The organism is Oceanobacillus sp. FSL K6-2867, assembly GCF_037963145.1.
Lineage (GTDB): Bacteria > Bacillota > Bacilli > Bacillales > Amphibacillaceae > Oceanobacillus.
The window spans coordinates 3,972,991-3,997,124 of sequence record NZ_CP150144.1 but is presented as its reverse complement, the minus strand read 5'-3'; the positions used below and the strand labels follow the sequence as shown (position 1 = coordinate 3,997,124).

Below are 24,134 nucleotides of genomic sequence, written 5' to 3'. Positions count from 1 at the left end.
TCCATTTCATTATTATGAATTATAGTATAAACTGGCTTAAGTCTTTGTTTTGTACAATTGTCTTGAGTTTTTGATCTACATAAGCAGGAGTAATTTCTATTTCCTCCAACGTAATATCCGGTGCTTCAAACGACAAATCTTCCAGAAGCTTTTCTAATATTGTATGAAGTCTTCTTGCACCAATATTATCGGTATCCTGATTCACCTGAAAAGCAATCTCTGCAAGCCTTTCTATAGCATCGTCTGTAAAAACAACATTTATACCTTCTGTTTTCAACATTAATTGATATTGTTTAATCAATGCATTAGAAGGCTCGGTAAGTATTTGTTTAAAATCCTCTACAGATAACTTTTCTAATTCTACCCGAATTGGAAATCTTCCTTGTAATTCAGGAATCAAATCAGAAGGTTTCGCCATATGGAATGCTCCGGCCGCAACAAAAAGCATATGATCTGTTTTCACTGGTCCGTGTTTTGTAATAACTGTTGAACCTTCTACAATGGGCAAAATATCACGTTGTACACCTTCTCTGGAAACATCTGCAGTTCCTTCTTGTTTCCCGGCAACCTTATCAATTTCATCGATAAACAGTATACCTGTTTGCTCAGCCCTTTTAACAGCTTCTCCTGCAACTTCATCCATATCTACTAACTTCTGGGCTTCTTGCTGTTCCAGCACTTTTCTAGCTTCAGATACAGTTAGCTTGCGCTTTTTCTTCTTAGTTGGCATGAACTGTCCGAGTGCATCTTGCATATTCATCCCCATCTGTTCCATGCCAGAACCCTGCAGCATATCAAACATAGAAGGAGGGATTTCCTCAATTTCAATCGTAACCATTCGGTCTTCCAGTTCACCTAAAGCTAATTGATGTTCAATTTGCTGCCGTTTGCTTCTTACTTCTTCATCTTTTTCGATTTCGTTATCGGTACTATCACTTGCCGATTGATTTTGGAAAAGCATTTCAAATGGATTTTTAACACCGGATTGCTTTTTGGCTTCTGGCACAAGCAACTTAATGAGGCGTTTGTTCGCTTCTTTTTCCGCTGTTGCCATTACTTCACTCATCTTCTCTTCCTTAACCATTCGAACAGCCATCTCTACTAGATCCCTTACCATCGATTCCACATCTCTGCCGACATAACCAACTTCGGTAAACTTAGTTGCTTCAATTTTCACAAATGGAGCACCAACAAGTTTTGCCAGTCTTCTGGCAATCTCCGTTTTCCCAACCCCGGTCGGTCCAATCATTAAGATATTTTTTGGAACGATTTCTTCTTTCATTGAATCTTCAAGCTGCATCCGCCGATAACGATTTCTTAAAGCGACTGCTACAGATCGCTTTGCCTGTTGCTGACCAATAATATATTTATCTAGCTGACCAACAATTTGTTTTGGAGTGTAGTCAATTCCCATCCTTAGGAAAAACCTCCCTTATTAATCAAGTACTTGCAATGTAATATGATTATTTGTATATACACAAATTTCACCTGCAACCTCCAAGGCTGTTTGAGCAATTTCCTTTGCAGTCAGGTTACCAGAATGTCTAACCAAAGCTCTTCCTGCACTTAATGCATAGTTACCACCTGAACCAATAGCCAAAATACCATCATCTGGTTCGATAACTTCACCAGTACCAGAAACCAAGTACATATTTTCTTTATTCATGACAATCAGCATTGCTTCCAATTTGCGTAGCACCTTATCTGAACGCCATTCCTTGGCTAGCTCAACCGATGCCCGGGTCAAATTTCCATTATAGGCTTGAAGCTTACTTTCAAATTTCTCAAAAAGCGTGAAAGCATCTGCAACAGATCCAGCAAAGCCCGCCAGCACTTTACCATTGTACAAGGTTCTTACTTTTTTAGCTTTATGCTTCATTACAATGGCATTCCCTAATGTTACTTGCCCATCTCCACTCATGGCGCACTGTCCATTATGCTGGATAGCAAAAATTGTAGTAGCGTGCATTTCAGTAGCCATTCCCCTCACCTCACTCATTACGGTTTTGACCATTCGCTCTCGGATGGCTTTTCATGTACACTTCACGTAAATGATCCTTTGTTACATGCGTATAAATTTGTGTAGACGATAGATTTTCATGTCCAAGTAATTCCTGTACCGTACGCAGATCTGCACCTTCGTTAAGCATATGTGTCGCAAATGTGTGACGAAGTTTATGTGGATGAATTTCCACGGTCATTGCAGCCCGTTCTACAATCTTATTTAGAATTACTCGTATTCCTCTTGTCGTCAACGGTTTACCGCGAGCATTTAAAAAGACTGCATCAGAGTCTTGGGATTTTTCCAATATCTTCATTCTGCCGTCATGAATGTAAGTTTCTAATGCAATTTCTGCAAACCTGCCAAATGGGACATATCGTTCTTTTCGACCTTTACCTTTTACAAAAATGGTTCCAATCGAAAAATCAATATCTCCAAGCTTTAAACCTTGACATTCACTAACTCGAATACCGGTTCCATATAACATTTCCAGTATAGCTTGATCACGTTGGCCAGTTGGGCTATTCAAATCATTTACTTCAAACAATTCTTCCAATTCCTCCATGTAGAAAAAGCCTGGAATTGGTTTGTCAGTCCTTGGTAAATGGATATGAACAAACGGATTTGTCTTAACCCATTCTTCTCGCTCCATAAACTTATAAAAGCTTCGCAACGATGAAAGTTTCCTTGAAACTGACCTTCTGGTTAATTTCTGCTCATACAATCTCGTTAGAAAAAGCCTCACTTCTCGATGTGAAACAACGTGCAGATCGTCAATCCCCTCTTGACGAAGAAAATCAAAAAATACTTCCAGATCATTCTGATAATACTTTACCGTATAAGGTGAAGCATTCTTCTCAATCTGCAAATATTCAATGAACGCTTCACTGTATGCGAATGTATTCAATTCTTCACCCCATCGAACAGCGGATAAATCATAGCATACTTCAAATAATTATGCAATAAACTTAACTAAATTGCAACAAAATTCTGAATCGAAACCACACTTATTATATCATAATAATTTGATTTGTCATGCTATTTTGTTAAATTTAATAAAAACTAATATTAGTCTGTAAAGTGAATTACCTTTCCAATGCGTAATTATATCCATTTAGAATAGTATAGTCAACAAACAAATATAATTTTTTTCACGAAAATGCAATACAGTGAAAGTTTTGTGAACAATGGGTATTATCTTTATTGCCAAATTGTTACTCAATTATTCCTGTTTCTTGAATTTTTGCTTTTGTTTCTTCTGTTCCAAGTTCATATATTTTCCGATATACTTGCTGTAGGTTTTTTTCGTACTCATTTCTCTCTAGATCTGCTCTGCGGTCATTAAATGGATCTTTAATAATAAAACTTGTGGCTTCATTAGCATGATCTTTCATATTTAAAAATAATTCGCGCACTATACTTAACTCATCATCATCTGCAATGATTTCAAATTCTTCTTCATTATCGTCTACCGGTATCTCTCTAATTTCTCTTTCCTTTACAGCAATAAAGTAATGATTTTTGTTTGTCATTTTCATAGCCTCCTTGTTTGTTGGCATTCCCTTTTGACTAACAAGTGAAACTATTATGCTTTTATGCAGGCTTTCAAAGGATATAGATTCTCAAACACGATTAATTGTTTTTTGCACACAAAAGTATTAGCTGTCCAATAATGAACAGCTAACTTTGTGCTACTTCTTTATATTCACAATTTGTACATTGAACCTGTGTCTCTTTTTTACCTTTTTTCTCTACCAGTAAGGAATCACATTTTGGACAAGGTCTTGAAATAGGTTTATCCCATGAGACGAAATCACAGTCAGGGAATCGGTCACAGCCGTAAAATATTCGGCGTTTTTTCGATTTTCTTTCGACGACATTTCCCTCTTTGCATTTCGGACATTTGACACCAATTTCTTTTAAAATTGGTTTTGTATTACGACATTCCGGGAAGTTGGAACAGGCAAGGAATTTTCCATAACGTCCCATTTTATAGACCATTTCATGTCCACATTCTTCACAATCAATGCCAGCTGGCTCATCTCGGATTTCAATTTTTTCCATTTCTTTCTCAGCTACATCAAGTCGCTTGCTGAAACCATTGTAGAATTCATCTATAATCTTCATCCATTCAACTTTTCCATCCTCTATTGAATCGAGATCATTTTCCATTTTAGCAGTAAAATCAGCATCAATAATTTCTGGGAAAAACTCTTCTACTAAATCCGATACGATTGTTCCCAATTCAGTTGGAACAAAGCGTTTATTATCCATTGTAACATAACCTCTTCGCTGAATCGTATCTAAGGTCGGTGCATATGTTGAAGGTCGGCCAATACCAAGCTCCTCCATTGCCCGTACAAGTCTTGCATCTGTATACCTTGGTGGAGGCTGAGTAAAGTGCTGGTTTGGTTTAATTTCTTTCGACTCTACGACCATGCCTTCAGCTAAATCAGGCAGCAGCTTATCCTCCACCTTTTTATTATCATCCGTTCCCTCAATATAAACCCTCATAAATCCTTTAAATTTAATCTTTGATCCGGTAGCACGAAACTCTACGTTATTATTTATTAAATGCACGGTCATTGTATCCATTACTGCTGGCGACATCTGACTAGCAACGAATCGCTCCCAAATCAGTTTGTATAATCGAAGCTGGTCACGTGATAATACATCCTTTAATGATTTCGGATCCCTTAATGTTGAGGTTGGCCGAATTGCTTCGTGTGCATCCTGCGCACCCTCTTTATTTTTAGCAGCTCTTACATTGCCAAGGTATTCTTTACCAAAGTTTTCTTCAATGTAACCTTTTGCTTCTTGCTTTGCTGTTTCAGAGATACGAGTCGAATCTGTACGCATGTAGGTGATTAGCCCAGTAATCCCACCCGCTTTTTTGCCCAAATCAATTCCTTCATACAACTGTTGGGCAATCATCATGGTTTTTTTCGCACGGAAATTCAGCTTCCGTGCAGCTTCTTGCTGTAGAGAAGAGGTAATAAAAGGCTGTGCAGGGTTTTTCTTCCTTTCCCGTTTGTTTACTTTTGTTATATCGAACGAATTTCCTTTTAATTTTGCTTTTACTTCTTTTACGTCGTCTTCCGATTTTAATTCTTTCTTTTTCCCATTGATTCCATAAAAAGAGCCTTCAAATAACTCTTGTTCCTTTTGAAAAGCTGCGTCAATGGACCAATATTCCTCAGGAACGAAATGTTCAATTTCCTTTTCTCGATCTAAAATCATTTTTAATGCTACTGACTGTACACGACCAGCACTAAGTCCTTTTTTTACTTTTTTCCAGAGCAACGGACTAATATTGTAACCTACGAGCCTATCAAGAATCCTTCTAGCCTGTTGTGCATCAACTAAATCTAAATCGATTGCACGCGGATGTTTAAATGATTCTTTTATTGCATCTTTTGTAATTTCATTAAAAACAACTCGGCATTTCGAATTTTCATCCACACTCAAAATATGTGCCAAATGCCAAGCAATTGCTTCCCCTTCTCTATCGGGGTCGGCTGCGAGATAAATTTTTTTCGCCTTTTTTGCTGACTTCCTTAATTCTTTCAATACATCGCCTTTACCGCGAATCGTAATATATTTTGGTTTATAATTTTCATCGACGTCAACACCCATTTGACTCTTCGGTAAGTCCCTTATGTGTCCCATCGATGCTTTTACTGTATATTTTTTTCCCAAATAACGTTCAATCGTTTTCGCCTTTGCAGGCGACTCAACGATTACTAAATAATCTGACATGATCGTTCCTCCTAGAATGAGGTTGACAATTTACACTTGAAATCTTTACTAATACTAAATTTATCCTATGAATTTGTCAAACATACTTTATTTTATTTACTTTATTTTTAAAAATTTATTCTGTTATTCATTTTGAATTGGCATCCAATCTTCGAGGATATCCTGAGCGTTATGGACAAGCTTGGCCCCGTCCTGAATCATCTGATGACAACCCTTTGTTTGTGGATGTGCAAGTGATCCCGGTACTGCATATACCTCTCTTCCTTGATCAAGAGCTTGATCAACTGTTATCAGTGTACCACTTCTTTCAGTTGCTTCAATCACTAACGTTCCAAATCCAAGCCCGCTTATAATACGATTCCTTTCTGGGAAATGGTATTTTACTGGCCGAACGTCTGGAGCATATTCGGATAAAACGAGACCATGTTTCACAATTTGCTTGAATAGGGACATGTTCTGCTTAGGATAAACATGCATGAAACCGCCTCCTAAAACAGCTATTGTTTTCTGTTTATAGCTTAAAGCAATTTTATGCGCTAAACTATCAATCCCTTTAGCCATCCCACTTACAATTAGCCATTGTTTTTTTACAAGCGGCTTTACAACGAGATCTATCTTTTGTGCTGCTTCACTTGAAGGGTTTCTTGTCCCGATTACACTGATTGCCGGGTTATACGACAATAATGAAATATCACCAAGAGCATACAGCACAAGTGGAGCATCTTTAATTGTATTTAACATAGGTGGATAACTTTCGTCAACTATTGTGATGATTTTATAATTCATTATGTCCCGTAATATTTGCTGTCTTATAGCCAAATTATGAAGATCGGAATAAAATAATGCGGCATTTTTACTTGGGAGAGTGAATCGGTTCGTGATTTCTGAGGAAGAAAAATGATAGGTTTGTTCAAGTGAAGGGTCAAACTGAAGAAGTTTACGGATAAACCTTCTTGTAATTCCACGACAGCGATGTAAATGTATCAATCTTAAACGAAGAGTATCCAAATATATATCAATCCTTTCACCATTTAAATTTGTAAGGTAAGCCTGAAGAAGTTGTCTCTTCAGGCTATAAAGTTTGCTAAAATTTTGGTTTTGGTATTAATGTGTTTTACACTTTTCTTCAAGTCCATTTTCTTTTAGAACTTTAATCATGGTTTCGCCCATTACGGCAGGTGTTTCAGCAACTGTAATGCCGCATGCTTCCATGATGCGAGTCTTCTCTTCTGCTGTGCCTTTCCCACCGGAAATAATTGCGCCGGCATGTCCCATACGTTTTCCTGGAGGTGCAGTTGCTCCGCCGATAAAGCCAACAACAGGTTTTTTCATATTAGCTTTAACCCACTCTGCAGCTTCCTCCTCAGCTGTACCGCCAATTTCACCTATCATTATAACTGCCTCTGTTTCTGGGTCTTCATTAAATTCTTTTAGTACATCAATAAAGTTTGTCCCGTTAACAGGGTCTCCACCGATACCGACTGCCGTTGTTTGCCCGTATCCAGCTTGGGTTAATTGGTGTACCGCTTCATAGGTTAACGTTCCAGAACGCGAGACAACACCAATGTGTCCTTTTTTATGAATATAACCTGGCATTATTCCAATTTTTGATTCGTCTGCCGTGATAACACCAGGGCAGTTAGGTCCAATCAGACGTGTTTTCTTGCCTTCCATATAACGTTTTACTATTACCATATCTAAAACTGGAATATGCTCTGTAATACAGATAACTAAGTCTAACTCAGCATCTGCAGCCTCTATAATCGCATCAGCTGCGAATGGAGCAGGCACATAAATTACCGATGCTGTTGCACCAGTCGCATCTACAGCATCTTTTACTGTATTAAAAACAGGTACACCTTCAACTTCCGTACCAGCTTTTTTCGGTGTTACTCCCCCAACGATTTTCGTGCCGTACTCAAGCATTTGCTTCGTATGGAATGTGGCTGTTGAACCAGTAATTCCTTGGACAATTACTTTCGTATCTTTATTTATATAAACACTCATTTTCGTCCGTCCTTCCTAAATTAAAAGTTTAGAATTGCTTCTCGATTAGTTCACCATTGATACAATTTTTTCTGCGCCATCAGCCATTGAACTTGCTGATGTAATATTTAAGCCTGATTCTTCAAGAATTTTCTTCCCTTTTTCCACGTTTGTCCCTTCCAGACGAACGACAAGTGGAATTTCAAGGCCTACTTGTTTGGTAGCTTCTACAACACCTTCTGCAATAACGTCGCATTTCATAATACCGCCAAAGATGTTAACAAAAATTCCTTTTACATTCGAATCAGATAGGATAATTTTAAATGCTTCAGTTACCTTTTCAGCAGTTGCACCGCCTCCCACATCAAGGAAGTTAGCCGGATCACCGCCATAGTGTTTAATAATGTCCATTGTTGACATAGCAAGTCCAGCACCATTTACCATACAACCAATATTTCCATCTAAGGAAATGTAGCTCAAGTCATATTTGGATGCTTCAATTTCTTTTTCGTCCTCTTCCTCTAAATCTCTTAATTCGACAATGTCTTTTTGACGGTATAATGCATTATCATCGAAGTTTAACTTTGCATCTAGTGCTAAAACCTCTCCGTCACCAGTTGTGACAAGAGGATTGATCTCTGCAATAGAACAATCTTTTTCGACAAAAGCCTGATAAAGACCTGTCATAAACTTAACGGCTTTTCCAATTAATTCATTTGGTATATTTATGTTAAATGCTAGTCTTCTAGCTTGGAAAGGTGTTAGACCAACTACTGGGTCAATAACTTCCTTAAAGATTTTCTCAGGAGTTGCTTCAGCTACTTCTTCAATTTCTGTTCCGCCTTCTTCAGATGCCATAAAAACGACACGTGAAGTTGCGCGATCCAGAACAACACCTATATAATATTCTTTCTTAATGTCGCAACCCTCTTCAATAAGTAAACGTTTAACTTCTTTTCCTTCAGGACCTGTTTGATGGGTTACCAATGTTTTTCCAAGAATTTCATCCGCATATGTACGAACTTCATCTAAGTTCTTTGCTACTTTAACGCCTCCAGCTTTACCTCTTCCGCCGGCGTGAATCTGCGCCTTGACAACGGTTACAGATGTGCCCAGTTCTTTTGCTGCCTTAACCGCTTCATCCACTGTATATGCTACATAGCCAGTTGGAACTTTCACACCAAAATTGCGTAAGACTTCTTTCCCCTGATACTCGTGAATGTTCATCTTCCATCCTCCTATTCAATTTGAATGCATCTCCATTGTATTAAAAAAAAACAAATTTCACAAGAATTAGTGAAAATTGTTTAAATAGTAATTCGTATTATAGGTTTAGTAATTGTTTCAAATCTGTTTGAAACAGATTGATAGGGACAAGAAAATCGGAGCTATCCAGCTTTGTTTTGCGTGTTTGTTCATAATACATAATTAATTATAATCCGCATAAGCCGACAGGTTAGGGGGATGTTTTTTCTATCATCCAAACATTTTAGCAAAGGTATTTTTTCCAGCTTTCCCGTCTGTTTTCATTTTGTTATTACGCTGAAAGTCTCTTACCGCCTTTTCTGTGCCTCCTCCAAATATTCCATCAAGCCCGTTCGGATTATAGCCTAACGCATATAATGCTGCCTGCAGTATCCAGGTTAAATTACCTCTGGCATTTTTACTAATTGTAACGGTAGCAGATTTCGTTTTCGGTCCCCATATCCCATCAACGCCTAACTTGGCATTGAATTGCTTGTTTAGTTCGGTCTGATAACCTTTAATTAAAGCTTTTTTAGTCTGTGGCCCATAAATACCATCGACAGTTAAAGCCGTGTTATACCTTTTATTTAAAGTAGACTGAATAGTACGGACACGACTAGAGTTATTTTTAGCCGGAGCTGCATGAAACGATTCCAGATAAGTGGTCGGATTTAAACAATTGTTTGCTCTGTCTGCAATCCATCCATATGGCGGTTTGCTTGATGCTGTTTTTCGTACTTCGTAATGCAGATGAGAACCAGTAGTATTCCCTGTATTCCCTTGTCTGCCAATGATGTGACCTTTATTGATTCGTTGACCTCTTCTTACGTTTACGCTATCTAGGTGGGCATATACTTGCCCTCTTCCATTTTTATCATGAATAAACACTACATTTCCATATCCGCCAAATCCTGATCCTGCTTTTCCCTTCCCTGCAAATAGAACAATGCCCGCAGTAAAGGCGTTAATTGGTGCCCTGTGGTATTTAACAAGATCGATTCCAGTATGAAAAACACCTCTTATTCCCGTTATAGGGTGTGTGCGGTATCCAAATGGGGAAGTTACTCGATATCCTTTAAATGGCATAATAAACCCTCCTTTAACATTATTATGCAAAATAAAAGACATCCTCTTGGATGTTTATAACTTGTTATTTTTAATTTTGTTGCACGCGGAGCTTCCTCGTTTTGGATTGTATAACTTTAACGGCCATTTGGATTGTCCTTTTGCAACTGTTTATCAGCACGATAGACAAATGCAAATACTTCAGCTACTGCCTGAAACAATTCCTCTGGTATTGTTTCATTAATATTTAATTCCGCCAACAGTTCAACAAGAGAAGCATCCTCTAAAATCGGTACATTATTTTCTTGTGCCTTTTTTAAAATTTCCTCTGCTACAAGCCCTTTCCCTGTTGCTGTAACTTTAGGGGCAAAATCTTTTCCCTGATCATAGCGGAGTGCTGCCGCTTTCTTTCTTGTCTCGGTCATACTCGATAATCAACTCCTCGATAGGATGAATATGCTTTTCCTGCTCCTGCCTTAACAGATTGCCCTAATTCTTTCAGCGATTTAAAGTCTACCGCAGCTAGCTTATAATCTAAAGCTTCTAATCCCTGTTTTAGTACAGGTATTAATTGCATTGTCTGCCCCTTCAATTCCTGTATATCATTATAAATCGTTACTGTTACAGAACGCTTCTGGATATGCATATCAATAATGGTCTGCTTCAATTGATTTAATTCTAAATAAAATAAAATGCGGCAGTAATCCGGATTTACGTTTCCGTCCTCTGTTTTCCTGCTTTCGAATTCAAGCTCTAAGTCATTGACTAATCCAAGCTTTTCAGCAGGGATTTGAAGGGATGCTTGAATCATACTTTCTGTTTCATTGATTGCATTGAGCTGCATCCCATTAATAAAATGCAGCAACTGGCCAGCCTTTTCCTGAACAGCACCGTTACTTTGCTGTACAAATTGAAGCAGCATTGCCTTTAAGCTTTGCTGATCGAAGTTTTTTTGTGCAAGCTGTTGTTCATAATCCAGCCCTGTATGTGTAAGAACTTGCTGCAGTTGCAGCATAAATTGCTCATTCGGTGCTTTTGACAGCATAAGATTATTAAAATGAAACTCTTTTAATAGTATATCTATTTCTTTATAGATATTTGGATTAAGGAGCGTCTCTAACATATTCTTTACATTATTTAATGAGACTGGATTGTTTGCCGATTCGTGAATAAACTTCCCCTGTTTTGCTGGAAGGAACGGAATAATAGTTTGCCGTAATTGTTTTTTAAACTGGGCAAACTCATGCTGTTCTAATACAGGTTTATTTTTGGTACTTTTCCATGCTTGCAAAAACTGCTGTGACTGGTCCATTAATTCAAATTGATTGGTGCGAACTTGCTCTAAAACCTGTACAACATCCTTGGGATTTAAAGCAAATGGTAATCTTAAGTTCTGTTGATCTACTTTTAGCGTTTGTTCAATCTGCTGCCATTCAGATATCCATTTATCAAAACCAACTTGCTGATTCAGCATCCCTAATCCTTTTATAACATGAAACAGCTGCTGTTTATTTTGTTCATTAAGTATATTTATTTGTTTCGCAAAAGAAGCATCCTCATTAATAGGACGTGCTATCATTTGTTCCAAACTTGTCAAAAGATTTGTTTGATTACTCGTTGTTTTCAATTGATGTAATAGCTCGTTCAGTTGACTGGAGAATTTTACCGTGTTTTTTACCGATAAAGCATGGAAAATAGATTCTGTCATTGGTAACCTTCTGGTAATCATTTCTAGCAAAGCTTGCTTAGCGGTCTTTTTATCTTTTGATTGCCCCAATAGCTGCAGTGCTTCTTTTAGCTGAGACTTATCAAAGGGAATATTTTCTTGCACTAAAGCTTGTATAAAAGCATGGTTCATTTTATTTGGTTTCACATTCAGCTGATTCATTAAGGATGCTAAACTTGCTTTTGATTGTGATTTTATGTATTCACTGAGTACTTTCAAATAAATCATTTCATCTGATGCTTGCACTTGAAAATGATATGTATTACCGATTGAAAGAGCGGCCTCCAATTTAGCAATCATTTTTTGTCCACCAAGCTGTATTTGTGCTTTATTTTCAGGAAATAATTTCAAAATTTCCCCTTGCACAATTTGTCCAGGTCTTAATCTCTGTTCAGCTTGCATAATCCTAGCCAGCCTATCTCCAGTAAGCTTATGAATACTCATCAATGAACACCTCTCAATTCTTTAAAGAATGATATTCCTCACAGGGGCATATGATCTTCTATGATATGGTGAAGCGCCAATCTCACGCAATTTTTCCAAATGATGCTTTGTCCCATACCCCATGTTAGAGATAAAATCATAATCAGGATATTCTTCATGCATTTCTTTCATTAAATTATCCCGTGTCACTTTGGCAAGTATACTTGCCGCTGCAATCGAAATGCTTTTTGCATCTCCTTTTATCAGTGACTCTGATGTATAAGGTAAGGCCTTTAACTGAACAGCATCTAATAACACATGGTCCGGACTTGGGTTCAGCTGTTCTATCGATTGTTGCATTGCAAGCTTAGTCGCTTCAAAGATATTCATTTCATCGATTTTCCGATTATCAATAATTCCAATTCCATAACTAACTGCTTGATCTTTAATCATTTTAAAAAAATGATCCCTTGTCGCTTGATTTAATTGTTTGGAATCGTTTAAACCATACAATTTAAAATCTTTAGGTAAGATTACCGATGCTGCCACAACTGGTCCCGCTAAAGGTCCTCGTCCAGCCTCATCAACCCCTGCAATATGTTCGCATCCCTTTGAATAAGCAAATTGTTCATAACGGGACATTTCGGCAAACTTTTCTGCTAACTGCTTTTCTTTCACTTTTTGCTTTTCATAGCTTTTCAGTAATTGCTGGACCCCTTTTCGTTCGTCTGCCATCAATTCCTGTACCATTTCATCTGTTAGTTCGTTATTTTTAATTTGTTGTTTTATAACAGCAATCGATTGCTTTTCCATCCTATCACCTTACTCTCTCTATTATATCGGCACATTTTTACGTTTGTTTTACATTACCTTTCTCGCTTGCATTCATGAGCTGAACATTTTACTGAAAAAAATAGGACACACATCTTTTTTAGATGTATGCCTTATGATTCTTCCGGAGTTTCCAGTGTGATTTTACCTAATCTTCCAGTTCGAAGGTCTCTTAATACAATTTCAGCAACCTTGTCAAAATTAATATTTCCACCACTTAGAAGTGCACCTCGCTGCTTTCCGATTATATTAAATATTTCCAGCATATCTTCCATATCCCGGGCAATTTCATACCTTTCTCCGAGCTGAACAGGATAATGTTTTTGCATATACTGGATAACAAATACCGTAATATCCTGTAAAGAAAGCAGCTGATCTTTAATTGTTCCTATTGCCGCTAGCCTGTAACCAACAGCCTCCTCTTCAAATTTCGGCCACAGAATCCCGGGTGTATCAAGTAATTCGAAGTCTTTTTTCACTTTAATCCACAGCTGTTGCTTTGTAATCCCTGGACGATCACCGGTCTTAGCAATTTTTTTATTTGCAAGTCGATTAATAAGTGTTGATTTACCAACATTTGGTATTCCTACAATCATCGCTCTTGCAGCTCTTGGCTTAATACCCTTTTTCAAAAGCTTATCTAATTTTGCTTGTCCAAGCCCTTTTGCCATTTGAATGACATGTTTAATATCCGTCTTATTATTGACATCAACAGCGATTGCTGGAATTTGTTTCTCTCGAAAGTATGCTATCCATTTTTCTGTTTGACTCGCGTCAGCTAAATCCTTTTTCATCAAAACGATCATTTTTGATTTTTGCTGCAATACTTGCTGGAGCATTGGATTCTGCGAGGAGAGTGGAGTTCGTGCATCAACTAACTCCATCACGAAATCTACAAGTTTCAGCCTCTCTTCTACTTCTCTTCTCGCTTTTGCCATATGCCCCGGAAACCATTGTATTGTCATGTTTTATTCCTCCTTTCCAATTAATTGCATTCGATCAAATGGCCAATAAATTAATCTTGTCTTTCCGATAATTTCATCAATCGGTATGACACCAAGCATTCTGCTGTCTGTCGAATTGCCACGGTTGTCGCCTAAAACAAAAACATGTCCCTCTGGAACCACTTCATATCCTCCTGGCAATTCTTCTAATGTAAAATCATTTGTCAGCATTTGGTATGGTTTCATTTGATCCTTTTGTTCATCCAAAAAAGGCTCTTCTACTGGTTCGCCATCAATATAAAGCTCATTATCCTCCACCGCTACATGTTCGCCTGGAAGACCGATTACGCGTTTAATAAAATCCTTTTGAGCGGAAGCATGAAAAACAACAATATCAAATCGTTCTGGTTCTTGAAAAAAATAAGAGAATTTATTAACAATCATTTGATCCCGGTCATGCAGTGTCGGCAGCATAGAAGGTCCATCTACTACAATCGGAGCAAATAGAAAGGCGCGGACGATAAACGCCAAACCAAACGCCATCAGCAGCGCTTTTATCCAATCTAACCATTCGTTTTTCTTTTTTTTCGCCATATTTTCCCCTCCGACCGATTCTATGTATATAATTTATTGTAAGCCAGCTTAAAGTATTCATACAAGCTTTAACCAGTTAAATAGCAAAAAGGAGCTTGTGCACATTTGCCAAGCTCCTTTCCAATAACGTTTTTCGGTCAGCCCATGTCGATTAGCGACGTTCTTTAATACGAGCTGCTTTTCCGCGTAGATTACGAAGATAGTATAGTTTCGCACGACGTACAATACCGCGACGAGTAACTTCGATTTTATCAACTCTAGGTGAATGTAATGGGAAAGTACGTTCAACACCTACACCATAAGAAATTTTTCTTACTGTGAATGTTTCACTAATTCCACCATTTTGACGTTTGATTACAACACCTTCGAACACCTGAATACGTTCACGAGTTCCCTCAACTACTTTCGCGTGTACTTTTACAGTATCTCCAGCGCGAAACTCAGGATGATCAGTACGAAGTTGATCTTTTGTGATGTCTGCAATAAGTTGTTGCATTATCCTTCACTCCTTCCAAACCAATGCTCATTATTTAATTAGCAATAAGCGGAACATCGTTTATATGTACCTAAGCGTACCTAAGCACAATAATAAATATATCATATTGAAAATAATTGTTCAACACTTTTTTAGACAAATTGAAGGGTTTTTAGCTATCATTTGCAGTAACTTATTCTTTTCCTTCATTTATTCTTATCTCATCTATCATTTTTTGCTCCGCTTCGTTCAATTCATAACTCCGCAGCAGATCAGGACGGCGATTATAGGTGCGTTTTAAAGATTCCTCTTTGCGCCAGTTTCTTATTTTGGCATGGTCTCCTGATAGCAATATGTCCGGAACCTTCATTCCGCGGAAATCTGCAGGTCTTGTGTAATGAGGGTGCTCCAATAGTCCAGTAGAAAATGAATCTTCTGGAGCTGATTCTTGATTTCCCAGTACATCTGGAAGCAATCGGACAACACTATCAACAACTACCATTGATCCGAGCTCTCCGCCAGTCAAGACATAATCTCCAATCGAAATTTCATCGGTAACAAGGTTTTCCCGGATACGCTCGTCGTATCCTTCATAATGACCACATATGAAAATAAGATGCTCTTCTTTTGCCAGCTCTTCTGCTTTTCTTTGCGTAAAAGTTTCACCTTGCGGACACATAAGGATAATACGTGGTTTTGTCTGCCTGTCTTTTTTCACAGCGGATACAGCGTCAAATACAGGCTGAGGAGTTAGTACCATTCCTGCACCACCGCCATATGGATAATCGTCTACCTTTAAATGCTTATTCTTCGTATAGTCCCGAAAGTTTACCATATTATAGCTGAATTTTTCTTTTTCAGCAGCTTTTTTTAAGATGGATGATTGAAAAACACCAGTAAACATTTCTGGAAAAAGCGTCAAAATATCGATATGCATTAATCAAGCAGTCCTTCCATTGGTTCAACCACAATTTTCTTGCTCGCTACATCAACTTTTGTTACAACGTCATCAATGTATGGGATGAGAATATCTTTTCCGACTTTCTGTTTCACAACCCAAACATCATTTGCTCCAGGAGATAATATTTCTTTGATTTTCCCTATATTTTCTCCAGCAGCAGTAAAAACCTCACAGCCAATGATTTCGTGATAATAATACTCATCTTGATCAAGCTCGGTTAATTGCGTTTCATTGATTTTCAACTTGCAGCCTTTGAAGTCTTCCACCTCATTAATATTTGTATAGCCTTCAAACTGCAGAAGGTCAAACCCTTTATGCACCCTGTGGGCAGCAATTGTAAGTTCAATGGTCTGTTTATCCTTGATTACACATAGCTTCTCGCCGGGCGCAAAGCGCTCTTCAAAATCACTAATGCGCAATACTTTGACTTCCCCGCGGATACCATGTGTGTTGACTATTTTCCCTACATTAAACATGCGTTCATTCATCTTGTCACCTACTCATTATTCGTCAATTCGTATAACAACGTCATCTTTAATGACGATTACTTGTTTCTCCATAATCTCTTTCCAGTCAGAACCTACATTTACTTCAACAAGAGCATCAACTTCTTTTTCAGTAATTTCACTTCCAAGCTCCAGCGTTTCTAATTGACTTATTTTAAAATCAAGCAGTTTAATCTTTTCTTTACGATTATTTATTTCTTGCTGGAAACGTTGTTCAATTTCTTGCTTTGTGCTGCCAGCTTTATGCTGTAATTTTCTTTTTTCAAAAAGGAGCTGTTGACACTCTTGTTCAAGTCGCAATTTATGATCGTGAAAATTGCGATAAATCTTCTCTTTACTTTTCTCTGTGACGATTTGCTTAATTACAACTTTTTTAATGATATTCACTGGATTTCCTCGCTCCCGTATGAAAACTTGGTACTCGCCGAGTATGTTGACAGGTTTCTTAGTTGCTTCTATGCAGGAAGAAAAAATTGTAAGTTTATTGTCTGTCAAAAGCAATCATTATAAGATGTGTAAAAGGGAAAGAAGAACCCTTTGGAGGTCCGCTTTCCCTTTACATAATGTCCAAATAAATACGTTTATTACCATCCGTTTTAGCAGCATAGACAACCGTGCGAATCGCCTTTGCAATACGTCCATTTTTTCCAATAACCTTTCCGACATCCTCCTGATGAACAGTAAGATGATAAACGATCTTTGCATCTTCTTCTGTCTTCTTAACAACGATGTCCTCCGGGTGATCAACCAATGGGGTAACAATCGATTCTATTAGGGCTTTCATGATATCACACTACTTCTCTACCTGGTTTTTTTGGTCGTGGAATTTTTTCATGATGCCTTCATTTGAGAAAAGATTACGAACTGTATCACTTGGTTTTGCACCTTTTGTCATCCAATCAAGTGCTTTTTCTTCATCTATTTTAACTTCAACTGGATTAACCACTGGGTTATAAGTTCCAATTTGTTCAATAGAACGTCCGTCACGAGGAAAACGTGAATCAGCTACAACGATACGATAAAATGGGTTTCTCTTAGATCCCATACGCTTTAAACGAATTTTAACAGCCATTATTTTGCACCTCCAATAAAAATGTTATTCACAATTTAAGATTCTAACAGAAAAAAATAGGTCTGTAAAGTGTTTTTACATTACAACAATAAAAAGGTATATTTTTATTGTAATAGCTCGTTCATTTCGGGCATCTTATTGCACTTCTGCTTCCGAAACTTACATAAACGGGAATTTTAAGCCTTTTCCTTTTTTCCCTTTTTGCATGTTTGTCATTTGCTTCATCATTTTTTTCATTTCACTGAATTGCTTGATCAAGCGGTTTACTTGGGATACGGATGTACCGGATCCTTTGGCAATCCGCTTTCTGCGACTACCGTTAATAATACTTGGGTCTTGTCTTTCTTTTTTCGTCATCGACTGGATGATTGCCTCAACCTGTGTTAGCTGTTTTTCATCCAATTGTGCGTTTTTAAGACCCTTCATTTTATTTGCACCTGGAATCATTGCCATTAAATCATCCAATGGTCCCATTTTTTTAACCTGTCCCATTTGTTCGAGAAAATCATCAAACGTGAAGGACATCGTACGCATTTTTTCTTCCAATTCTTTTGCTTGTTTTTCATCAACATTCGTTTGTGCCTTTTCGATTAAAGAAAGCACATCACCCATGCCTAGAATTCGAGATGCCATCCGATCTGGATGGAATGCTTCCAGCTCGTCCAGCTTTTCCCCCATTCCAGCAAACTTAATTGGCTTGCCGGTAACAGCTTTTATCGATAATGCTGCACCTCCACGTGTATCCCCATCCAATTTCGTTAGCACCACACCTGTAATGTCAAGCTGTTCATTGAAGCTTTCTGCAACATTCACCGCATCCTGACCTGTCATAGAATCTACTACCAGGAAAATTTCATTTGGATTAACAGCAGATTTAATTTGTTGTAATTCTTCCATTAAATCTGTGTCAACGTGCAAACGACCTGCAGTATCGATAATTACATAATCACGGTGCTCTTCCTTTGCCTTCTCAATGCCCTTTGTTGCAATATCAACTGGTTTTGTTTCTGTTCCCATGGAGAAAACAGGCATGTCCAGCTGTGTACCCAATGTCTCTAATTGTTTAATTGCTGCGGGGCGGTACACATCACAAGCAACCAATAGCGGGGAACGATTATGTTTCTTCCGTAATAGATTCGCTAGCTTTCCAGTTGTTGTTGTTTTACCGGCGCCTTGTAAACCTACCATCATAATGACTGTTGGTGGTCGATCGGCTACAGCAATCTTGCTTTGCTCGCCGCCCATCAACGCTGTCAGTTCTTCTTTTACTACTTTTATAACCTGTTGACCAGGTGTTAGGCTTTCCATTACTTCCTGACCAACTGCCCGTTCCTTGATGCGAGCGATCAATTCTTTAACCACTTTAAAGTTTACATCTGCCTCCAGTAATGCAAGACGTACTTCACGGGTCATTTCTTTTACATCTTGCTCAGAAACCTTGCCCTTACCAGTAATCTTCTTTATTGTACTTTGCAGGCGGTCGGCTAATCCTTCAAATGCCATAGAAGGTGTCCTCCTAATCTAATTCTTTTAGTTGCTGAAGCATCTTCAAAATAGACTGATCTGATACTATGTGCTCCAGTTTTTCAATAAGTGCTATACGCTCTTCAAATTTCTCATATAAATGCAATTTTTTTTCATATGATTCAAGCATTGCCTCTGTACGTTTGATATTATCATATACTGCTTGGCGCGACACATGAAACAACTCGGAGATTTCCCCAAGAGAATAATCTTCCAAGTAGTACATTTCCATATAATTACGTTGTTTAGGCGTTAAAAGCGTTTGATAAAAATCAAATAAATAATTGATGCGGGTTGTTTTTTCAATCATGAGTCACACCCCTTGTTAAGTGAAATTCCTTTACATTATCATAGCGAATAATTTTGTTTATTGTCAAGGAATTTCAAATTCTACTCTTCACCTGCTTCTGTTCCTAGGTCTGCAAATAAACCATATACAAATGCATTGGCATCAAATTCCTGCAAATCCTCCACCTGTTCTCCCAGCCCGACAAATTTCACAGGGATATGAAGTTCATTTCTTATCGCAAGTACGATACCACCTTTGGCTGTCCCATCAAGCTTCGTTAATACAATTCCAGATACATTCGTTGCCTCTGAAAATGTTTTGGCTTGGCTGAGGGCATTTTGACCAGTTGTCGCATCTAACACGAGGAGAACTTCATGTGGCGCACCTGGTATTTCTCTTTCAATGACACGTTTCACCTTTGAAAGCTCATTCATTAAATTCACTTTGTTTTGAAGCCTGCCTGCAGTATCACAAATCAACACATCTGCCTGGCGAGATTTCGCTGCTTTAATAGCATCAAAGATTACTGCTGCTGGATCACTGCCTGCATTATGTTTAATAACATCAACTTCAGCTCTTTCTCCCCACACTTCCAGCTGTTCAATTGCTCCTGCACGGAATGTATCGCCTGCTGCTAGGATAACATTTTTTCCTTCCTGCTTAAGTTGGTGTGCTAGTTTACCGATAGAGGTTGTCTTCCCGACACCGTTAACTCCAACCACGAGAATAACAGAAAGACCTTGTTCCTGGATGTTCAATTTCTCGATTTCTGCTTGATCATCACCATAATAAATTTCCACTAGCTTTTCAGATATAATATCTTTTATTCCATTTGTATCTTTAATGTTCTGACGTTTCACTTCCATTTTCAGTTCTTCAACCAAGTCCATTACAGTTGTAACACCCACATCAGCAGTAATGAGTACTTCTTCCAGCTCTTCAAAAAAATCCTCATCAACTTTTCGATAGCGCGCAATTAAATCATTAATTTTTGATGAGAAAGAATTACGTGTCTTTGTCATACCTTCTTGGTATTTTTTAGAAACCTCTTCTTTATTTTCATTTTGCTTAAATTTATTTTTTAACTTATTGATAAAGCTCATATTTATCTGCCTCCTAAGAATTAATTAATTCTTTCGTATCCTCTAATCGAACTGAAACAAGTCGTGATACACCTGATTCTTGCATCGTTACACCATATAAAACATCTGCTTCTTCCATTGTACCTTTTCGGTGCGTAATCACAATAAATTGTGTGTTATCACTGTATAATTTAACATATTTCGCAAAGCGAGCAACATTTGCTTCATCAAGAGCAGCTTCAACCTCGTCAAGAATACAAAATGGAACCGGTCTGATCCTTAAAATAGCAAACAAGAGAGCAATTGCTGTCAAGGCACGTTCACCACCAGATAACAAACCTAAATGCTGCAATTTTTTCCCTGGTGGCTGAGCGATGATATCCACCCCTGTATCCAGCAAGTTTTTCGGATTAGTAAGTTTCAGCTCGGCATAGCCGCCTCCAAATAATTGTTTGAACACGTCATGAAATTCGTCCTTGATTTTATTAAATGTTTCGTCAAACCGCTTTTTCATTTCTTCATCCATTTCATCAATCACCGTATACAGTGTCTCTTTTGCTTCAACAAGATCGTTTCGCTGTTCGGACAAGAAGGTATAGCGTTCGGAAATACGTTCATATTCTTCAATAGCTCCCAGATTAACAGTTCCAAGACGATCTATTTGTAATTTTAATTCATTGACAATCGTTTTTGCTTCTTCCGCATCTTCCGCCTTCTCATAAAGCTGTTTTGCCTTTTCGTATGTGATTGTATATTCCGTCTGCAGATGATTTAATCGGCTCTCCAGTCCAACATCAAGGCGGCCTGCATGGACTTCTTTTTGCTGAATGGCTTCTTGCAGTATTTGAAGTTTTTTGCTTTCTTCCTTTCGCTCTGTCTCTGCGTCTTGAACGAACTTAGTTTGTTCAGCTCTTTCAGTACGCTTCTGCTGAATTTTATTTGTTAACATTTCCTTCTCTTGCTTAGAAGCTGCAATACCTGCGTCCACCTCTTCTTCTGTTTCTATCGATTGCTCAATTTCCAGCAGATTGTTCAATTCCTTTGCATACTGATGATGCTGTTCTTTTATTTTTTCTAATTGCTCCTCAGTCGTACTTGTTTTTTCCCGCTGGAACTTCACTCGTTCTTCTTGTTCAGCGATTTGGATTTGCAATTGATGTAAATTATCCTGCATCATCTGTTTATTCTCTTTAAATGCAGCTTCTTCATTTGTTAGAGAATCAATTTTCTTTTGTATAGAATCCAGCTGTACTTTAAGTGCAGCTAATTCCTCTGTTAAACTTTTTGCCCGTTGTGTCAGTTCTTCACTATCTTCTGCAAACTGTTGTTTGTCCTGATCATAAATCGATAGGCTGTCATTAATAGATGAGAGTTTCATTTCTACTTGCTTCCACTCCGAATGCAATTTCTGCAAGGTGGCTTGTTCGGAAGAAATCATGCTCTCTTTCGTTCTCAGATCATCTTCCAATTCTTTAATCAACTGCTTCTTACCTTGAACGATTGATTCAAATTGGAATATCTTTTGCTGGAATCCTTCGATTTTTTCCGTTATCTCCTGCAAATCCTGTTCTCTGGTAAACAGAGACTGGTTCGTTTTCTTTTGAGCTCCACCAGACATTGACCCCCCGGGGTTTACGACATCGCCCTCAAGTGTAACTACGCGGAAACGCCGGTTCACAAGTCCTGCAATTTCATTCGCCTCTTTTAAATCTTGAGCAACAATGACATGTCCCATTAAATGATTTACAGCTTTCTGATAAGGCTCATTTGTATGTACGAGGTTGGAAGCTATTCCATGGAATCCCGGATGACCATTAATTTTGACTAGCATATCCTGTGTAATAAACCGCTCTTGAATGGAAGCAAGCGGTAAAAAGGTCGCTCTGCCATTATTTGTTTTCTTTAGCCAAGCAATAGCCTTTCTTGCTGCAAGATCATCTGTTACAACAATATGCTGTGCTTGTCCACCAAGTGCAGTTTCAATTGCTGTAATAAACTTTTTCGGGACATCAATTAATTCGATTACTGCACCGTATATGTTCTCAAGCTTTTTATCTTCCCGGGCTTTCAAAATTGCTTTTACTCCATGAAAAAACCCCTGAAAGTCCTCTTTCATTTCTTCCAGCATTTCTTTTTTTGATTTTAACTTTTCGATATATTGATAACCTTGATATAGCTTTGTTTGTGATTCTTGGAAAAGAATTCGCTCGGATTCTAAATTCAATTTTATTTGTTTTACATCAGATTCAATTACTGAAAAGCTAGACTTTTGATTTTTATAACTAGCCTCTAAGCGATTTTTTTCTTTGCTTAATTGCTCCCTTTGTTCAATTAAATCTTGAAATTTATTTGCCTGTTTTTCTTTTTTTCCATCTATCTGCTGTAATTGCTGTGCGATGGATTGTTTTTCATTCCGTTTCGCTGCTTGTTTGTTAAGTAATTCTATGTAATCCGATTTCAAATCTTCAATTTGTTCCGAAATACTTTCTTGACTTGTATTTAGTTTAGAATCCAGCTCTCTTGCTTGTTCTTTATATTTTTTTCGGTCACGCTGTAATTGTACAAGCAGCTGCTTTTCTTTAACTAGCTGTTTCTCTAACTCTCCAATCCTCGAAGTGCTTTCTTTTTTTTGCATCTCTAATTTATATTTATTTTCTCCAAAATGCTTTGATCGTTCATCAAGCAACTGTTTCTTTCCTTCATACTTCTCTAGCTGCTCTGTAGCAGTTAAAAGATTTTCTTGCATTGCTTCTATTTCTTCGTCCAGCCTCTGTACTGCTTGATTCTGTTTCTCAATCTCAGCTTCTTTTTTTTGAATCATGGATTTAAGGGCACTTTCGGTTAGCTTTTCTTTTTCAAGCTGATTTAACTGCTTCTTCCACTCGTAATGCAACTGTTCAATTTCAGCTAATAAATAGGAAATTTCCTTTTTTTTAAGCTTATCCTTTAATTCCAGATACATTTTTGCAGTTTCAGCCTGCTGTTTTAAAGGGTTTATCTGCTGTTCAATTTCATGGATAATATCTTCAACCCGATTAAGATTCTCCTGGGTTTCTGCTAATTTATATTCAGCTTTTTTCTTACGTTGTTTATATTTCAGTACTCCTGCAGCCTCTTCAAAAATCGTTCGTCTTTCTTCAGCTTTTGAGCTGAGAATTTCTTCGACTTTTCCTTGGCTTATTATGGAAAATGCTTCTCTTCCAAGACCAGAATCCATGAAAAGATCAATAATATCCTTTAATCGGCATGACTGCTTATTAATATAGAATTCACTATCACCAGAACGATAAACCCGACGTGTAACACTAATTTCTTCATAATCGAGCGGTACTCGTTTATCTTGATTATCAAGCACGAGTGTAACTTCAGCGACATTTAATGCTTTTCTTGTTTCACTGCCTTGGAATATGATATCTTCCATTTTGGAGCCACGTAATGATTTAGCTGATTGCTCACCGAGCACCCAACGGATCGCATCGGTAATATTGCTTTTTCCGCTTCCATTCGGACCAACAACCGCTGTCACACCTGGGACAAATTCTACATTGATCCGTTCTGCAAATGATTTGAAGCCTACACTTTCCAATCGTTTTAAATACATATACATTCTCCTAATTCCAAAAGAACCCTATTCCTTGCGTTCCTTGCTA

At 37.8% G+C, this 24,134-nt stretch carries 24 protein-coding genes; all 24 read right to left on the bottom strand.

The window, feature by feature from the left end:
* Positions 1-19 precede the first annotated feature (19 nt).
* The 24 genes from hslU to smc all read right to left on the bottom strand — a co-directional run bounded on the left by hslU (position 20) and on the right by smc (position 24,085).
* Positions 20-1,414 carry an HslU--HslV peptidase ATPase subunit gene (hslU, locus tag NSQ77_RS19310; protein WP_339227700.1) on the bottom strand — a complete coding sequence of 465 codons (1,395 nt, stop codon included), beginning with the start codon at positions 1,412-1,414 and terminating at the stop codon, positions 20-22.
* Between the two features lie 21 nt (positions 1,415-1,435).
* The gene (hslV, locus tag NSQ77_RS19305; RefSeq protein WP_339227699.1) at positions 1,436-1,981 is read right to left on the bottom strand and encodes an ATP-dependent protease subunit HslV; all 546 of its coding nucleotides are present in this window, start codon (positions 1,979-1,981) and stop codon (positions 1,436-1,438) included.
* A 10-nt stretch (positions 1,982-1,991) separates the two neighbouring features.
* Positions 1,992-2,909, bottom strand: coding sequence for a tyrosine recombinase XerC (gene xerC, locus NSQ77_RS19300; protein WP_339227698.1), 918 nt, complete (start codon positions 2,907-2,909; stop codon positions 1,992-1,994).
* 307 nt (positions 2,910-3,216) lie between these two features.
* On the bottom strand, positions 3,217-3,534 hold the full coding sequence (locus NSQ77_RS19295; protein ID WP_339227697.1) for a hydrolase: 318 nt from the start codon (positions 3,532-3,534) through the stop codon (positions 3,217-3,219).
* 148 nt (positions 3,535-3,682) lie between these two features.
* On the bottom strand, positions 3,683-5,761 hold the full coding sequence (gene topA / locus NSQ77_RS19290) for a type I DNA topoisomerase (protein ID WP_339227696.1): 2,079 nt from the start codon (positions 5,759-5,761) through the stop codon (positions 3,683-3,685).
* Between the two features lie 123 nt (positions 5,762-5,884).
* A complete protein-coding gene (gene dprA, locus NSQ77_RS19285; RefSeq protein ID WP_339231098.1) occupies positions 5,885-6,547 on the bottom strand; it encodes a DNA-processing protein DprA in 663 nt (220 codons plus the stop codon).
* A gap of 318 nt (positions 6,548-6,865) precedes the next feature.
* Positions 6,866-7,768: a succinate--CoA ligase subunit alpha gene (gene sucD, locus NSQ77_RS19280; protein WP_339227695.1), complete on the bottom strand. Its 903-nt coding sequence runs from the start codon at positions 7,766-7,768 to the stop codon at positions 6,866-6,868.
* 45 nt (positions 7,769-7,813) lie between these two features.
* Positions 7,814-8,974 carry an ADP-forming succinate--CoA ligase subunit beta gene (gene sucC, locus NSQ77_RS19275; protein WP_339227694.1) on the bottom strand — a complete coding sequence of 387 codons (1,161 nt, stop codon included), beginning with the start codon at positions 8,972-8,974 and terminating at the stop codon, positions 7,814-7,816.
* 249 nt (positions 8,975-9,223) lie between these two features.
* Complete coding sequence (locus NSQ77_RS19270; protein WP_339227693.1) at positions 9,224-10,078, bottom strand: peptidoglycan-binding protein; 855 nt, start codon at positions 10,076-10,078, stop codon at positions 9,224-9,226.
* Between the two features lie 116 nt (positions 10,079-10,194).
* On the bottom strand, positions 10,195-10,482 hold the full coding sequence (locus NSQ77_RS19265) for an EscU/YscU/HrcU family type III secretion system export apparatus switch protein (protein ID WP_339227692.1): 288 nt from the start codon (positions 10,480-10,482) through the stop codon (positions 10,195-10,197).
* The gene (locus tag NSQ77_RS19260) at positions 10,479-12,227 is read right to left on the bottom strand and encodes a hypothetical protein (RefSeq protein WP_339227691.1); all 1,749 of its coding nucleotides are present in this window, start codon (positions 12,225-12,227) and stop codon (positions 10,479-10,481) included. Before NSQ77_RS19260 ends, NSQ77_RS19265 begins: the two co-directional genes overlap by 4 nt.
* Before the next feature lie 21 nt (positions 12,228-12,248).
* Positions 12,249-13,019, bottom strand: a complete 771-nt coding sequence (locus NSQ77_RS19255) for a ribonuclease HII (RefSeq protein ID WP_339227690.1) — start codon at positions 13,017-13,019, stop codon at positions 12,249-12,251.
* Between the two features lie 131 nt (positions 13,020-13,150).
* A complete protein-coding gene (ylqF, locus tag NSQ77_RS19250) occupies positions 13,151-14,002 on the bottom strand; it encodes a ribosome biogenesis GTPase YlqF (protein ID WP_339227689.1) in 852 nt (283 codons plus the stop codon).
* 3 nt (positions 14,003-14,005) lie between these two features.
* Positions 14,006-14,575, bottom strand: a complete 570-nt coding sequence (lepB, locus tag NSQ77_RS19245; RefSeq protein ID WP_339227688.1) for a signal peptidase I — start codon at positions 14,573-14,575, stop codon at positions 14,006-14,008.
* Between the two features lie 151 nt (positions 14,576-14,726).
* Positions 14,727-15,071 (bottom strand): 50S ribosomal protein L19, encoded by a 345-nt coding sequence (gene rplS / locus NSQ77_RS19240; RefSeq protein ID WP_339227687.1) that lies wholly within the window; start codon positions 15,069-15,071, stop codon positions 14,727-14,729.
* A gap of 172 nt (positions 15,072-15,243) precedes the next feature.
* Positions 15,244-15,987 carry a tRNA (guanosine(37)-N1)-methyltransferase TrmD gene (gene trmD, locus NSQ77_RS19235; RefSeq protein WP_339227686.1) on the bottom strand — a complete coding sequence of 248 codons (744 nt, stop codon included), beginning with the start codon at positions 15,985-15,987 and terminating at the stop codon, positions 15,244-15,246.
* Positions 15,987-16,499 (bottom strand): ribosome maturation factor RimM, encoded by a 513-nt coding sequence (rimM, locus tag NSQ77_RS19230; RefSeq protein WP_339227685.1) that lies wholly within the window; start codon positions 16,497-16,499, stop codon positions 15,987-15,989. The genes trmD and rimM overlap by 1 nt, the downstream gene beginning before the upstream one ends.
* Before the next feature lie 15 nt (positions 16,500-16,514).
* On the bottom strand, positions 16,515-16,904 hold the full coding sequence (locus NSQ77_RS19225) for a YlqD family protein (RefSeq protein WP_339227684.1): 390 nt from the start codon (positions 16,902-16,904) through the stop codon (positions 16,515-16,517).
* 169 nt (positions 16,905-17,073) lie between these two features.
* Positions 17,074-17,301 carry a KH domain-containing protein gene (locus NSQ77_RS19220; RefSeq protein WP_149476284.1) on the bottom strand — a complete coding sequence of 76 codons (228 nt, stop codon included), beginning with the start codon at positions 17,299-17,301 and terminating at the stop codon, positions 17,074-17,076.
* A gap of 9 nt (positions 17,302-17,310) precedes the next feature.
* Positions 17,311-17,589 carry a 30S ribosomal protein S16 gene (rpsP, locus tag NSQ77_RS19215; protein WP_339227683.1) on the bottom strand — a complete coding sequence of 93 codons (279 nt, stop codon included), beginning with the start codon at positions 17,587-17,589 and terminating at the stop codon, positions 17,311-17,313.
* Between the two features lie 159 nt (positions 17,590-17,748).
* Entirely contained in the window at positions 17,749-19,092 is a 1,344-nt protein-coding gene (gene ffh / locus NSQ77_RS19210; protein WP_339227682.1) for a signal recognition particle protein, read from the bottom strand.
* A gap of 13 nt (positions 19,093-19,105) precedes the next feature.
* On the bottom strand, positions 19,106-19,423 hold the full coding sequence (locus tag NSQ77_RS19205; RefSeq protein ID WP_339227681.1) for a putative DNA-binding protein: 318 nt from the start codon (positions 19,421-19,423) through the stop codon (positions 19,106-19,108).
* Between the two features lie 80 nt (positions 19,424-19,503).
* Positions 19,504-20,505, bottom strand: a complete 1,002-nt coding sequence (gene ftsY / locus NSQ77_RS19200; protein WP_339227680.1) for a signal recognition particle-docking protein FtsY — start codon at positions 20,503-20,505, stop codon at positions 19,504-19,506.
* Between the two features lie 13 nt (positions 20,506-20,518).
* Positions 20,519-24,085, bottom strand: coding sequence for a chromosome segregation protein SMC (gene smc / locus NSQ77_RS19195; protein WP_339227679.1), 3,567 nt, complete (start codon positions 24,083-24,085; stop codon positions 20,519-20,521).
* Positions 24,086-24,134 lie beyond the last annotated feature (49 nt).